The sequence below is a fragment of the Mesorhizobium loti genome (assembly GCA_014189435.1).
GTDB lineage: Bacteria > Pseudomonadota > Alphaproteobacteria > Rhizobiales > Rhizobiaceae > Mesorhizobium > Mesorhizobium loti_G.
The window spans coordinates 333,360-348,299 of sequence record CP050295.1 but is presented as its reverse complement, the minus strand read 5'-3'; the positions used below and the strand labels follow the sequence as shown (position 1 = coordinate 348,299).

The window sequence follows — 14,940 nt, the reverse complement described above, 5'->3', positions numbered from 1 at the left end:
AATGTCCGAAAAATCCACATATTTCGGACCAACAACCTGGCTAACTTGCTACTAACAATCCAAGTAGCTGCCGAGCTCGACGTCCTCATCAAATGATTGATAGCGCAAAACGCCCTCATCGACGTAGAGCGGTTACGACACAATCACCCATTACTCTCCAAGTTCGTGAATCGCTACGCTCGGCACAACAGCCTTGGCGATCTCGCACAGGTGCTGGTGATGCGTCAGGTAGACAACCTGCCCTGCACTTGCCATCTCCCCAAACAGCCGGAAAACCTCCTCGGATCGGACATGGTCGAAGGTTTCCATTATGTCGTCGGCGATGAATGGAACTGAGGGTCGAAATTGCGCAAATTCGTAGTACCCAGCAAGCCTGAGCGCCAGGTAGAGCTGAAAGCGCGCGCCCTTTGACAGCGCGTCGGCGACCTTGGATTGCCCATCGCGCTGCAACGCGATGAGCACTTCCCCACCCTTTACAGGTTGAGTTGTCAGGCCAGAGTACTGGCCGCGCGTCATGAGGGCGAACGCGTCTGATGCGCGCTCCATCATCCCGGAGCGGTGACGCTCGCGGTAGAGACGCAGAGCATTTCCAGCCGACATTATTCCCAATTTCAGCTCGATGTAGCGGACGGCCTTTTCCTCGATTTCCAGAAGGACGGTGCGCCGTTCGGCATCTATCCGGGCAACAGCGCTGTCGCCGCCAATCGCGTCCAGCTTGTCGGTCGCGCGCGTCTGCCGAATGAGCTGGTGCTGTATCGCCTCGTCAGAAGCGCGAAGCCGTTGCTCTGCCTCAGCCTTCTCGATTGCGAGACTGTCGAGATCGACAGCATCCAATATCGAACGCGCCTGCTCGAACCCCTCCACCGCGAGCTCGGACGACAGCTGCTCCTCAAGTCCGGCCACGGCTGTGCGCAGGCGATCCCTGTCGCGCAGCAGTTCGTCGCGTTGCACGACTTCGGATAGCGTGGCCACGCCAAAGACGCTCAGGACCTCGTTCCTGCGGCGCTCATGTACCGAAATCTCGGCATCGAGGGTCTCACGCCCATCCTGCAGGCGCTGCAGGTCATTGACGAGGCCTGCCTTGGCCTCGCGCATGCGCTCGGCGCGCTCCAGGCGCTCGGCAAGCCGAACCGCCAGCTGTTCCGGTTCGTCGTCGTTGGCCGCCTCGCCCGCTTCGGCTGCAACGGCGGTAACCTCGACCAGAAAATTGTCCCTGTCGGCCTCCATCTTCTCGATACGGAGTCGCATGGCGTCCCGGTCTTGAAGACATTTGGACAGTTCAGCCAATTGATCGAGGACGCCCCCGACGCCGGTCGCCGAGATGCCGCTCTCGAGCCAGGTGCCCTTGAGCGCTTCGGCAACGCCGGCTAGCCATTCATCCTCACGTCGCTCAGCGACTTCGATGGCTCGGCGTCTAGCGGCCAGATCCTCTTGCCTTGTGCCAACGGTCTTGAGCGCCTCGGTGCGCTCAGCGTCCACCTTGAATTGTCTCTCAAGGAACAGCTCTGCCACGGCCATGGCCGTCTCCAGGCTGTCACCAGGATCCGAACCGACGCCAACGCTCGCCCGTGCGCCGCTCAGCTCCAGGCGTATTCGGCCTTCCTCATCAACCGCCCGCTCGGTCTTCTTGCGGGAAAGCTCGATCTCCTCCCAGGCCGCGAGCGCATCGATCCGGGCAGCAATGCGATCCTCGATCAGTTCGATCAGCTGTTCGGGGGATGTCTCGGGGATTTCTCCAAGCAGGTCTCTTGCGACTGCAAGAACTTCCGAGGGCACAGCCTCCCGATCTGAGCTGTTGCGTTCAAGTTGGTCGCGCGTATGCGCGATGGTGGCGGCGGTTTCTGCGAGGTTGCGGTTTGTGCTGCGGATCTCAACGAGCTCCCGGGCGTTGGCTAGACGGCCTGCCGCGACGCTGTCGTCTCGAGCCAGTGCTGCCGCGAAATCATCCGCCGTATCGCCAGTCAGGTCATCGCGATGCCTTGCCCAGGCGTCGTCCCGGGCGCGCCGAATAGCGTCCGCCGCGTCATCGTCGGTGACATCGACCGAGGCACGAAGGGCTTCCAGCCGCGCCGAAAGCAAGTCGTGATGGCCTTGGTGCTCGGCAAGACGTTCGGAAAGGACGCCCCTGCTCATCCCGAGCTCTGCTGCCAGCGCCTTCCATGCGCCAAGCCGCCCAGCATTCGGAATGGCGATCCTGGCCAATGCCTGAGCATCTCCCGACCAGGGATGCAAGCGCGCGATCGCAGCTTCCCATCGAATTGCACCTGCATCTGCGGCCTCGCGTGCCGCCTTGGTCTCCCTCATGTACCCGCTGGCCTTTGCCGTAGACAAAGCCGAAACCAGCCTTGCCCTGGCAGGCTCCGGCACGGCCCGTTCTTCGCCGACCCGCTCGCGTGCCGCCTGGAGCGCATCAGCAGCTGCCGCGGCCTCCTCACGCGCAACGCGCAGGCTGGTAACGATCCCGGATCGCTGCTCGACCATGGTGCGCACAGCGCCAATGGTTGCAGCAGGCAAGAGCAGTTTGGCAGGGTGTAGCTCGGAGGACCTTCCAAGAGCGGCAAGGCAGGTCGCCACGGCATTGTCGAGGATTTGCAGCTCCGTCCTGCGACTTGGCAGGTCGAGACCGGCCGAGACGTGGCGCACCTTGCGGTCGGCCAGGCCGCGAACCCGTTCGGAGATCGCAAGGATCACCGCGTCCACATCGACCGAGGCGATTTTCGTCGTCACCCGCTCGAGCTCGTCCCCACTCGCGGATAGCCGCGTTCTCAGACTGGCGTCGGTCTCGATCATGTCCGCGATGCTGCCCGTCCAGGTCCGTAACGGTGAAGCGATCTCAGGCAACTCGGCTAGTTGGGCTTCCTTACGTCGGATATCAGCAAGGATCGGGATCGCGCGAAGATATTTCGCGATCGTATCGAGCCGAGCCGACAGCACCGACCGTTCGGCGATGCTGCGGTCGTATTTTTCCGTCGCGTCCAGACGCTCTGTCTCGAGAGTTTCGAACGTCGACGCCAAGGTGTCGATTGCCTCCTTCCCGGACTTCAGTTCCGCAAGCCGCTTCTTGAGCAGCGCAAGCTCGGTTCCGTGTGCCTGCTTGCGATAGAGCTTGTCCGCTTCGGCCTCCAGCACGCTCAATGTATCGCTTGCGTGCCCGAGGCCAGCGCTGGCCGTGAACAGCAGCTTGCCTAGGTCGCCGCGCGATTCCAGGATTGATTTTCCACCTGCTTCCAGCGTTTCGTCGTCCAACGAGAACATGGTCTCGTATGCGTCGCGAGACAGCCCGGCGAGATGTGCTGATATCGCCATTTCGCTGACCGGTTGGCCATTCGCGTTCAACAATGGGTTGGTGCGCTGTTTCGTGCGTGTGAACGTGTGCTCCGCGCCGCCGAGTTCGAGTACCCCGCCGATGCGCATTGCGCTGTATTCGTGCAGGAAATTGTAACGGCTGCGTTCCTCGATGCCGAACAGCAGATCGAGATAGCCGGAAAGCGCGGTCGACTTGCCGGCTTCGTTCAGGCCGAAGACGATATGCAGGTCGGGACCGGATTCCGGTTTCGGCCCGAAGTCGATCGTCCTGTCGGTGAACTTGCCATAGCGAATGAGATCAAGTCGCCGGAGCCTCATTGTGATCCACCGGCCTTGAGGCGGGCGGTGACCAGGTCGGCGCCGTTGGCAAGCACCCTGTCGAGGAACGACTCCAGCTCAGCCTCGTCTTTGCCGGCGAAATCGCGCCCGTCAGGCGGAAGATCCGCGATCATCTTTTGGACCAACGCCCTCGCCTCGGCACGGAAAGCTTCCGAGCTGGCATCGGCGCGCATGGATTGAGCGAGTTCGAAAATCGGATCAGCGACGCCCTCGGATGTTTCGGCTGCGGATGGAGCAACGTTAAGCTCGAGCTTCTCCACCCAGGTGTCTCCCGTCTGTTCCGCGACCTGCTCGGCTTCTGCGAGCAGCAGGTCGCGGTCACGGATCAGCGCCCAGGATAGAGGTGACGCCCCGGTCACGCCGAGACGGACCACAGCATGACGGGACCTGACAGAGGCACGAACATCTTCGAGCGCGGAGCGGACTCGCCCGACGACTTCGGACCATTCCCCGTTGCGGTCACGTCGACGCTCACCCGCTCGAATTGCGCGATACTGGTTGGCCGTTCCTCGATCTCGACGGTGCGGTCGTCTCGTATCGTCACCAGGGTGACGGATTTATCGCCTGCCTCGTTGATGTCCCTGCCCTGTGGAATTCCTGGCATCACCACGGTGCTCGCCCCGGGATGGACTTGGCGGACATGGATGTGCCCAAGGGCCCAGTAGTCCAAGCCATGGCTGTGCAGGTCAGCGACGCTGCAGGGAGCGTAGACGTCGTGGCCGGGCGATCCGGCCAGGCTCGTATGCATGATGCCGACATTGACCGCGCCTTCACGCGGAGCTGAATACTTGGGAAGCAGACTGTCCGGCGCCTTGGGGTTAGCAAAGCTCAAGCCATGGAACATGACGTCGACCCCCCCGGCTGTCTGCGGCACTGACTGGGGACGGCCTCCGAAGATCGTGACCGTGTCCGGGAACACGAGCTGTTTCGATATCCGCGACATTGCGTCATGATTGCCACGAATCTTGAAAACCTTGATGCCGGCCTGGTGAAGCCGTGTCATCTGTGAGGCCAGAAACCGCGCCGTTTTCATCGACGTCTGATCGCCATCATAGAGATCGCCGGCAATGACCAGGGCATCGACACGTTCCGCAAGGCAGAGATCCACGATCGAGACAAATGCCTTACGGCTGACGTCTCCGAGAAGTTCGGCAAGGTCGGGGTTTCGCATCGCCAGCGAACGCAGTGGCGAGTCGAGATGAATATCGGCCGTGTGTACGAATCGAAATGCCATCGAGCGGTCTCCGCCCACGAACATACCGGTGATCGACCGAGGCTCGATAGAGGAATTTCACGACACGCTGTATTGGCTTCTATCGCGTTGGATAGTGTTGAAACTCAACCGAGTCTGACGTCCGGCCGCAACGGGTGACCGTACCGTTGCCACGCCGGCTTTGGCGATCTCTTCACGGATAGCGTCGGAGTCATGACTCTTGTCCGCCAGGAGCGCCTCGATACGGTCGGCGATCATTCGAAACAGCGGGTCGAAGCCTTGAATATCATGCGCCTGGCCAGGTGTCAGGACGAAGCCGAGAGGTCGGCCTTTTCCGTCGCACCGCGCATGGAGTTTGGTGGTGAAGCCGCCGCGCGATCGGCCAAGCGCCTCAGTTTCCTGAGTCCCCTTTTTATGCCGACTGCACAATGATGTGCCCGGACAACGGTGCTATCGATCATGTCGGCGGTGGCATCGCGTTCCACCATCTCGGCGAGCGTTTCGAGCAACGAATCGAACACCCCCATCGCGACCCATCGTCGGTATCGGCGGAAGACACTGTTCCATTTGCCATATCATCGGGCAGATGACGCCATTGCGCCCGGTTCGGGCTATCCATATCGTGCCTTCGAAATAGCGCCGATTTTCCTGCGCCGGACGGCACCCTCGACCCCGCTCTGCTGGCAGCAGCGGCCCGATCAGTGCCCATTCCTCGTCCGATACCCCAATCCGCTCGCCCAACGCTGCCTCCAAAAGACAGCCTTGATGACGTGGACGCCCCTGCACCGACCGGCAGCCGCTCGCGGGTACCTGTTCAAGCTAGCCGTAGGGCAGTCGGACTGCATCGCGCACTGCGCGCCTTTGTGGAGGTCGGGCGTACTACCGTGATGTTCCCACTTCTGCGCGGTACCGCCGCCTGCGTTGGCATGTTTCAGAATGCCGTTGATGATGTTACCGGCCACATAAAGTGTTTTTCGGTCGCAGATCTGGCAAGTTGTTTCCTTCCTTCGCTGTGCCTCGCGACATGAATACGGGTCCGATGCCTGTTAGCTAATGAAGTAAATCTCGTGCCACCCTAGTAGACAGATAAGGGATAAAATTTGTGGCTGTTTTTCAGCTAGTTAGAGATTGGAAGGATTAGCAGGGCAGTGAAGCCAATCTGACAAACTGCCAAGAGACGGCGGATGTCCGGTTGTCTGGATGCGGTCAAACGCGCGAAGAGAACCGGCAGGACGGTGCGGCTGACCTTTGTCGTTAATCCCGCCAGGGAAGAGCCGCAGATCGAAGTCAAGGATGCGGCTCCAACGCAGCCCGATGCACTCGACCTTCGAGACGGCAAAGATACGAGGCGCGGAGCGCGTCGCCGAGATCCTGAAGGGCGCGGATATGATATCGGCTGACGAATTTGCCGAGGAGATCGGCGCGACCCGTGAGACCGTCAATCGCAAGCGAAAGCGTCGCGAAGTTCTTGGCCTGGAGGGCGCGAAGCGTGGCGTACGCTTTCCCCGCTGCCAGCTTGGCCGTAATGGAGAGTTGATCGACGGGCTGCCGCAATTGTTGGGGTCGGAACAAGAGGGGTTCGAAATCGTACGCGGCCTTTATCACAACATTCGGACTGTTGAAGAAATGATCGCGGCCTTTCCGGGATGAGCAGCATTGCCGTCGGTTGCTGGAAAGCATGGTGTGGCCGGATGGCCGGATCTGCCCCGCCTGCGGATACAAACGCTCGATCGCGCTTGCCGGACGCGATGCCGGCAAGCGGCGCGCCCGACCAGGTCTTTATCAATGTTCCAGCGGCGATTGCCGGTTCCAGTTCACGGTAACGACACACACGCCTCTGCACTCCACGAAGCTTCCCTAGCGTGTTTACCAAAGACCGCAATATCCTTGTGACCTATAGCTTTTCATGCGATTCTTCGGGCTGGTCTGAAGGAGGTGAGATGCCTGAAATACTTGCAGCGCTTTCCTGGCTGAAGGCAATGTGGCTGTTACTGCAATCCGACAAGGGCTTGTCGTCGGTGCGCCTGGCCGAGGCGCTCGGGGTGAGCCAGCCAACGGCCTGGAGGATGGGACATGCACTACGTCTCATGGTGGCGCGGGAGAACATGCTCGTCGGCACGGGGAGATCGACCATTTCCATCTCGGTGGAAGGCCCAGAAAGAATCCCGATGACCCGCCTCCGGGCCGCGGCCGGAAAGGCCAGGCGAATACGGACAAAACGCCAGTCATGGCGATGGTGCGGCGGCCGACTGACGTCATGCCTGGCACTCTGGCCGGTGACGCGCGTGCTGCGGTCGTGACCGGTCTCTCGGCGCGAGCAAGCGAACGCGTCATTGAAGCGCAGATCGAATTGGGAGCTCATTTGATGAGCGACGAGTGGAAGGCATTCATGGCCATTGGTGAGAGCTTTGCCAAGCATGAGACAGTGAAGCATTCCAGCGGTGAGTATGTTCGCGACGCCGTCCACGTCAATTCGGTGGAGGGCTTCAACTCCCGCGTCCGCCGTAACATCGCCGGCGTCTTTCATCATATCAGCCCGCAGCATGCCGGCCTGTATTTCCACGAGATCGGCTTCCGATGGTCGCAGCGCGTCGTCACAGGAAACGTCATTCGCAAAACCCGGCATGGCCGGGAGAGTGTGCGAACCCTGTGGTCGCGCGTGCCGCCTGCGCTGCAATTGACGAATGTTTTTCGCACCGCCACGGGTCGTCAGATGCGCCGAAGCCCGGATGGCGGCATCATCATCAAATCAGCCGTCGCTGTCTTTGGTTGATAAAGGCCGCGTACGATTTCGCACTGCTCTTCTGTGGTTGCCGCCCGTTGTGCAAGTCGTTTCTTACCTTTTGAACGTGTGATCGAATGCGGTCTTCTGTCAGGCCTTCATTTGCGGCGTTTTCAGCGACCGCTGGCCGGGATGGTGATCAGCGGATCAGGTCCAAATCTTGTTCACGAGCTCTGAGCTCGAAGAGCAGTGCTGGTTTTCCTGAGCCGGATCGTTCGATCTTGTGCCCATTCAGGTCATCGACTTCTCACACCTGTTGGCCGACATTGACGATAGCTGCGTTCATGCAGCCGCCGGCAACCCCGGATTCCGATAATCTTCCTGCCACATCAGCATCGCCCAGATCATACGCGCCATCTTATTCGCCAGCGCGATCGCCACCAGCATTCGGGGCTTTCTTCCAAGCATACGCATCATCCAGGGATCAGTGGATGTTGCCTTGCGGCTCGCCCAATTTACGCGAGCCATGGCACCGATGATCAGCAGCCGACGAATGTCGACCTGGCCGGCCCTCGAGACCTTACCCAGTCTTTCCTTGCCGCCGGACGAAAACTGTCGCGGCACGAGGCCAAGCCAGACGGCAAAGTTGCGCCCCGATTTGAAGTTTTCCATCGTTGGCGCGAAAGCTTCGACCGCCACAGCGGTCATCGGCCCGATACCCGGCATAGTCTGAAGACGCCGCGCCATATCGGTCTGCTTGGCGAGAGAGGCCAGCTTCTGGGTCTTGTTGTCAATTCTGACGGTCTTTTCACCGATTTGTGCCAAGAGATCATGGCCCTCTTCGCGTACGAGATCGGGGAGGTTACTAGTGTCGCGTCGCGGTGATTATGACTCTTTGAGAGATGGCGTGGGATAGGATTTTGCCATCTTCGCTCGGGCCTGCTGTGTGGAGAACATCCAGCGGATGCGGGCGCCACTTTCGGTGCGGCGGCGTTCCCAGGTCCGGATCTCTGTTTCAAGGAGGTCGCGGCTAGCGATGCGGCGATCAAGACATTGGCGGCGCATAACGCCGATTTCGATCTCGACGATGTTGAGCCAACTGGCGTGCCTGGGTGTGTAGTGGAACTCCAGGCGTCGCAAGATCCGACGCGCCTCGACTGCTGGAAAGGTCTGATAGACAGCGGAGGCCGTGTCCGGCCAGCGCCGGTATTTCCGAGGTCGCGCCGGCGCCCGTCAGCGGAAAAGCCAGCACAATGCCACCCAGCAGCACCGCGGTTGCCAGGCCCACACGCCTGCCAGGCAAGCTGCCCTTGCGCCGCGCCCAGGCAAGGAAAGCCACATAGGCTATGGCGAGGACCATCCACATCGGCGCCGACGATGGTGCCGATGGGCGCTTGGTCAGGCTCGCCGCAGGCGCTGGCGCGGCTCACTGAGGTTGGTGGGCAGGGGCTTGCGGCCGCGCATGCCGAGCGTCTCAACGTGGCCACCAACACGCATTGGCTCCGATGAGATCGACGGCTCGGGAGCCAGCGGTGCTGCAGGCCCAGTTTCTCGGCCGCATTCAGTCGTTCCATGCGTCCCGCGCATGCATCACCGGCGGCTGGCAGGAGGCCGCGCACGGCAACGTCATCGACAAGCAGAGAAGCTACCTCTGCGGCTGGCGAACGGTCGAAGCCTCGGCGGCCCTTGCGGGCGAAGGCTATGCGATGGTGGTCTGCCGCGGCCAGGTCTATTGTCTCGACATGGCCAACAGCCCGGACTGGTCGGAACCGGGTGCGGCGTGGGCCGGCTGGTCCGATCCGGAAAAGCTGCACGGCTTCGATCCCGTCGAGGCTGGACGGATACCCAGAAGACCAAACTGCTCGGCGTCCAGGCCTGTATCTGGTCGGAGCCGATTACCGATCGCGCCGTCTTCGACCGGCTGGTGTTTCCCCGCATCTCGGCGCTCGCGGAAACCGGCTGGACGCAGCCGGAGCGAAAATCCTGCGAGCGGTTCAAGGCGCTGGCCGGGCTGATGCCGGTTCTCTACGGACCGGCGTAAAGACTTAGCGGGAATGCGGCTTCTGCAGAACGTCGAATTGCGGATTGGTCTCGGAGAAGATCGGCAGCGCTGCGGCGCCTAGAACTGAAGTGTCCTTGCCGGCGGCGCCGACAAGGACCCGCGGCACGGTGCGGGCGCTGGTCGAGCTGACCGAGAGGTACAAGGGGTCGAGCCGGCTCGCCAGAAGCTCGATGACGCCGACCGGCATGAAGCCGCCGAGGACCACGGTTTCGGGATCGAGCGCGAGTTCCAGCATGTTGATCGCCTGGCGCAGCGGATCGATTGCCTGGGCGACCCATGCTTCCAGACTGTCGCCATTGGCCAGCAACGCTTCCAGCAATTCCGGCGAGGCATGATCGGGATGGGGGATATCCAGGCACTCATAGGCGGCGCGCAACGAGACGTAGCGCTCAAGACAGCCGCGCTTGCCGCAGCCGCATTCGAGGCCGCCGGGCCTGACGATCATGTGGCCGATCTCGCCGGCATTGTGGCGGCTGCCCTTGTAGAGATGGCCGTCCAGGAACAAGCCGGCGCCAAGGCCGGTGCCGATGAACAGATAGACGAAGCTGCTGAGGTTGCGGGCAACGCCGTAGAGCCGCTCGCCGATGGCGGCGGCGGTGGCGTCGTTCTCGACCGTCACCGGAATGCCGGTCAACCGCTGCAATTCTTCGGCGACGGGGAAATCCTGCCAGCCGGGCAGTGCGGTCGGCCCGACCGAGGTCATGCCCTCGACGTCGAACGGGCCAGGCATAGCCATGCCGATGCCAAGCAAGCGATTGCGGTCGAAGCGAAACTTGCGCATCAGGTTGCCGGCTATCGCGGCCAGCAAGGGCATTGCCTGCGCCGGCGTCGGCCTGTCGACCGAGCGCTCGATGCGGGCGCGAACCGTGCCGGAGAGATCGGTGATGACGCCGACCGCCAGCTGATGGTCGAGCTGCAAGCCGATCGAATAGCCACCGTCGGGATTGATCGAATAGGGCACCGCCGGCTGGCCGCGGGCGCCCTTCAGCGTGGCTTGCGCGCGAAGCAGTTCTTCGCGCTCGAGTTCCTCGACGATGTTGGAGATGGTCTGCGTGCTCAGCGCCGTCAGGCGCGCGATCGCCGCCCGAGACAATGCACCGTTGGTCCTGATCGCTTCGATCACCACGCGGCGATTGTGGGACTTGGCCTGTTCGAGATTGGTGCCAGCGATGGCTTTCCTGAGGGTCATGTGCGCATTACCAACAAAACTTTCCGCAGAAAACAAATCAAGTTGATTTATTTGTAGGCAATAGTAGCTACCACTTCTAGTCGGTTTCGCTGATGGAGCGCCATCAATGACGGCGCGCATCAGTTTTATTTGATGAACGCACTGTCGGCAGATCGGCGTGAAACGGCTTTGCATTTGATCAGCCCGAACCTATCGCGGGCATGAAAAATATCGGCTTCCTTTCATTCGGGCACTGGACGCCCTCATAGCAATCCCAGACGCGGTCGGCATCGGACGCGCTGCTGCAGTCCATCGACCTTGCCGTCGCCGCCGAGCAACTGGGCGCGGACGGCGCCTATTTCCGCATCCGTCATTTCGCTCGCCAGCTCGCGTCGCCGTTCCCGCCGCTGGCGGCTGTCGGCGCAAAGACCATCCGCATCGAGATCGACACCGCCGTCATCGACATGCGCTACGAGAATCCGCTCTGTATGGCAGAGGACGCCTGTGCAGCGGACATCATTGCCGGCGGCCGGCTGCAGCTTGGCATCAGCCGCGGCTCGCCCGAGCAGGTGATCGATGGCTGGCGCTACTTCGGCTACGTGCCGCAGGAAGGCCAGACCGACGCCGACATGGCGCGGCATCATGCCGAGGTTTTCCTCGACACGCTGCGCGGCGAGGGTTTTGGCCAGCCCAATCCACGGCCGATGTTCCCCAACCCGCCCGGCCTGCTGCGCCTTGAGCCGCATTCCGAGGGCCTGCGCGAGCGGATCTGGTGGGGTGCTGCCACCAACGCCACTTCGGAATGGGCAGCGAAGCTTGGCATGAACCTGCAGAGCTCGACGCTTAAATTCGACGAGAGCGGCAAGCCGTTCCACGTCCAGCAGGCCGAGCAGATCCGCATCTACCGCGAGGCCTGGAAGGCGGCCGGGCATCAGCGCGAACCGCGCGTCTCTGTCAGCCGCAGTAGCTTCGCGCTGGTCGACGATCGCGACCGGGCCTATTTCGGGCGCGGCAACCAGAGCAGCGACCAGATCGGCTTCATCGAGGAAAATACCAGGGCGATCTTCGGGCGCAGCTATGCGGCCGAGCCGGATGTGCTCGTCAAGGAATTGGCGCAAGACGAGGCGATCGCCGAGGCCGACACGCTGCTGCTGACCGTGCCCAACCAGCTCGGCGTCGATTACAACGCGCATGTCATCGAGGCGATCCTGACCCATGTCGCTCCGGCGCTGGGCTGGCGCTGAACTCGGATTGATCAGGGCGGATAGTGCAGGGAGAGACAAGATGCCGAAGAAGGCCTTGATTGCCTGGGGCGGCTGGCAAGGACACACACCGGAACAGAGCGCGAAAATCGTACGCGCGCTGCTTGAACGCAACGGATTCGACGTCACGCTCGGCGAGGGCACGGGGATGTTCGCCGATCCGAAGCTTGCTTCCTTCGATCTTCATCGTGCCCGTGATTACGATGTCGACGATCGAGAAGGCCGAACTTCAGAACCTGGTTCTCGCGGTTCGCCAGGGCAGCGGGCTTGGCGGCTTTCATGGCACGATGTGCGACAGTTTCCGCAGCGAAACCGATTATCAGTTCATGACCGGCGGCCAATGGGTTGCCCATCCCGGCGACATCATCGACTACACGGTCGCCGTCACCAGACCGGATGATCCGATCACCAGCGGCATCAGTGATTTCGCCTATCGGTCGGAGCAGTATTACATGCATGTCGATCCGGGCAATGAGGTGCTGGCCACGACCACCTTCACCGACGCGCATTTCCCCGGGATAGGCGGTCTCGTCATGCCGGTCGTCTGGAAGCGTCGCTATGGGGCTGGAAAGGTCTTCTACAGTGCGCTCGGACACAATGCCGATGAGTTCGCGGTCTTCCTCACGAACCGGGGTGTGTTCGTTCCGGGGCTTGGCTTTCACGGTGTGTCGGCGTCGACGCCCATTTCGGATCGAGGCCGATCGCCTGGGCGAGCGAGATCTACGATCGGAATTTGAAGCCGCGCAAGCCTGGCACGAACCGGTTCAGGCGTGCGTGGATCTGCCAGCAGTCGCTGGCACGGTGTTGCCGCAGGGTGGCGCTTGCGCACGCGGGCGCCGTCCCGTTCCTTTCCGGCCAGCTTGAAGGAGAGGTTGGAAGAAGTTCACGAACAGCCGAACCGTCGAATAGAGCTGTGCAAGGGCAGCGGATGTGTTGCAACGTTTTTGTTACTCGGGAGTGGCAAGGGATCCTTCAACCATTTCGGAGGATTGCGATGTTCAAAGGCCGCCAGTTCGACCAATCTGTGATCCTGTTTTGCGTGCGCTGGTACCTGGCCTCACATGGGCTTCTTGGGGTCAAGGGTTAAATTAGCAACGCATGAGCAGAACTCCGGGACTGTTTCGGCATCCAAGGTCTGAGCCCGATTGCATGACCGGCCGTCTCCGAGCGCGATCAACCTCACATGCGGTCGCCGTTCAGGACGGCTGCACCAATATCCCGCTTGCGGCGGACAAGGGCTCAGGAGGACGAGACCATTCTGGCTTACGGCCATTTCACGGCCATGCATATTCTCGGTTCGTCCCACTGGATCCGCCAGGACTGATCGGGTCCTGGAAGATTTGCAGAATTCAGTTCGGCTAACGCATCAGGCGGTCTTCATGACTGCACCCTCGATGACGACGCCGGCGCTGACGTATTTCCACAGCGCGACGAGCAGCTTGCGGGCGAGCGCCACAATCGTCGCCTTCTTGAGACGGCCGCCGTTGTGTTTGACCCGGTCCTGGAACCACAAGGTGAGCGCCGATCGCGGTTGATGGCGCAGCCAGAGCCAGGCCGTCTGGATCAGCGTCGTTCGCAGCCTTGGATTGCCGGCTTTCGATACCCCCTGGTCGTGATCGACCGAGCCGCTCTGCCAGGGGGTCGCCGCCACGCCGGCATAGGCGGCGACCTGTCGTCGGTTGTCGAAGTGACGCGACAGCCCCTCCGACCACAGGACAGCGGCAAACTCCGGCCCGATCCCCTTCAGGTGGAGCAGCATCGCCGGTGCCGGCGAGACAACCTGCGTGGCCGCGAGCATGGCATCGCGCTCGGTCTCGACCGCCTTGATCTGCTCGAGCAGCAGTTCGAGCCTGTCGAGTTCCCGGCCGACCTGCGCCTGCAGATGGGCCGGCAAGGGTCGGCCGTCGCCGGTCTTGAGCGCCTCCAATCTCTTCCGCCGGTCGCGGCGCAGCGGCTCGTAGCCGGACACGCCCTGGGCGAACAACAGGCCTTTGACGAGATTGACGTGTCGCACGCGCTCGTTCGTCAAGGCCTTGCGCTCACGCGAGATGCGGCGACGGTCTTCTTCCTCGGGCGTCGGCACCCGGAGCATCGCACACACCCGTGGCTCGCCTCGCTTGTAGGCCAGCAACGCCCTGACCAGCGCCTCACCGTCGATCTTGTCGGTCTTGGCCCGGCGCCGTCGGCGCGAGGTTGCAATCGATGCCGCATCGACGACGTGGCTTTCGATTCCTTCGGCCTGCAGCACGCGATGGATCCAGAAGCCGTCGAGCCCGGCCTCCTGGATCGCGATGATCGGAAAGTGCCGCCCGGTCCGCGCTTGCGCCATCCTGTTGAGCTCGGCAAATCGCGCCAGCATGCCGGCGACATCGCCGGCCGCCACCGCATGTTTCGACATCTTCTCGCCGCCACCCGGCGACAGCGAGGTGATCAACCATTTCGAGCGACTCAATTCCAACGAGACGAAAATCGCGCCAAGATCGGTGCGGATAGCGGTCGGCGCTTTGGGTTGGTGAGCTGCTACGGGCATGCTTGCCTCCAGGATAAGGTGTTGATTACGCGACCTCACTTTGCCACAGCGCAGGTCGCTATCCACCCTCCTCATAGGATCTGGCTTGGACGGTGCGTTCTTGGCGCATTGTCGGCTCCGGCGGTTTCAGATTGTGCTTTGGAATCAGTGGCATGAAACCAAAGTATATCTGAACCCGCCGGGCCTTGCCTGCACAAAGTGCCGATTCACGTAATAATATCAATGTGTTGGCGTTTCTGGACGGAAACTAGTCTAGGTGACCGGTGCAAGGAATCGGCCGAGAGTGTTCCGCAGGGCGCCGAGGCGACAGGCGAACTCTTCTTCGCGCATCAGCTGGA

5 protein-coding genes and 8 pseudogenes are annotated in these 14,940 nt (G+C 61.6%); 5 read left to right on the top strand and 8 right to left on the bottom strand.

All coding sequences use genetic code 11. The features are described 5' to 3' along the window. Nucleotides 1-150: 150 nt before the first annotated feature. The 3 genes and pseudogenes from HB777_38585 to HB777_38575 form a co-directional block, all read right to left on the bottom strand. Nucleotides 151-3,624: an AAA family ATPase gene (locus HB777_38585; GenBank protein QND69538.1), complete on the bottom strand. Its 3,474-nt coding sequence runs from the start codon at nt 3,622-3,624 to the stop codon at nt 151-153. Further along, nucleotides 3,621-4,879, bottom strand: a pseudogene (locus HB777_38580) (DNA repair exonuclease). The gene HB777_38585 and the pseudogene HB777_38580 overlap by 4 nt, the downstream one beginning before the upstream one ends. Nucleotides 4,880-4,936: 57 nt before the next feature. After that, nucleotides 4,937-5,287: a transposase gene (locus HB777_38575; GenBank protein ID QND69537.1), complete on the bottom strand. Its 351-nt coding sequence runs from the start codon at nt 5,285-5,287 to the stop codon at nt 4,937-4,939. A gap of 1,197 nt (nt 5,288-6,484) precedes the next feature. On the opposite strand from HB777_38575, the pseudogene HB777_38570 reads away from it, so the two are divergent. After that, nucleotides 6,485-7,631: pseudogene (locus HB777_38570) on the top strand (IS1595 family transposase). Nucleotides 7,632-7,922: 291 nt separating this feature from the next. On the opposite strand, the pseudogene HB777_38565 reads toward HB777_38570, so the two are convergent. After that, nucleotides 7,923-8,447, bottom strand: a pseudogene (locus HB777_38565) (IS110 family transposase). A gap of 18 nt (nt 8,448-8,465) precedes the next feature. Next, nucleotides 8,466-8,720 (bottom strand): hypothetical protein, encoded by a 255-nt coding sequence (locus HB777_38560; GenBank protein ID QND69536.1) that lies wholly within the window; start codon nt 8,718-8,720, stop codon nt 8,466-8,468. A 206-nt stretch (nt 8,721-8,926) separates the two neighbouring features. Here HB777_38560 and HB777_38555 point away from each other — a divergent pair. After that, nucleotides 8,927-9,621, top strand: a pseudogene (locus HB777_38555) (family 20 glycosylhydrolase). A gap of 4 nt (nt 9,622-9,625) precedes the next feature. On the opposite strand, the gene HB777_38550 reads toward HB777_38555, so the two are convergent. Beyond that, complete coding sequence (locus tag HB777_38550; protein ID QND69535.1) at nt 9,626-10,831, bottom strand: ROK family protein; 1,206 nt, start codon at nt 10,829-10,831, stop codon at nt 9,626-9,628. Between the two features lie 200 nt (nt 10,832-11,031). Between HB777_38550 and HB777_38545 the strand changes: the two are divergent. Beyond that, a pseudogene (locus HB777_38545) lies at nt 11,032-12,054 on the top strand (LLM class flavin-dependent oxidoreductase). Nucleotides 12,055-12,094: 40 nt separating this feature from the next. Then, nucleotides 12,095-12,689 (top strand): annotated as a pseudogene (locus HB777_38540) (hypothetical protein). A 137-nt stretch (nt 12,690-12,826) separates the two neighbouring features. Here the strand turns inward: HB777_38540 and HB777_38535 are convergent. Continuing rightward, nucleotides 12,827-12,992 (bottom strand): annotated as a pseudogene (locus HB777_38535) (transposase). Between the two features lie 74 nt (nt 12,993-13,066). Between HB777_38535 and HB777_38530 the strand changes: the two are divergent. Then, nucleotides 13,067-13,141, top strand: a pseudogene (locus HB777_38530) (IS6 family transposase). Nucleotides 13,142-13,438: 297 nt separating this feature from the next. Here HB777_38530 and HB777_38525 read toward each other — a convergent pair. Continuing rightward, nucleotides 13,439-14,602 carry an IS110 family transposase gene (locus tag HB777_38525; GenBank protein ID QND69534.1) on the bottom strand — a complete coding sequence of 388 codons (1,164 nt, stop codon included), beginning with the start codon at nt 14,600-14,602 and terminating at the stop codon, nt 13,439-13,441. Nucleotides 14,603-14,940 lie beyond the last annotated feature (338 nt).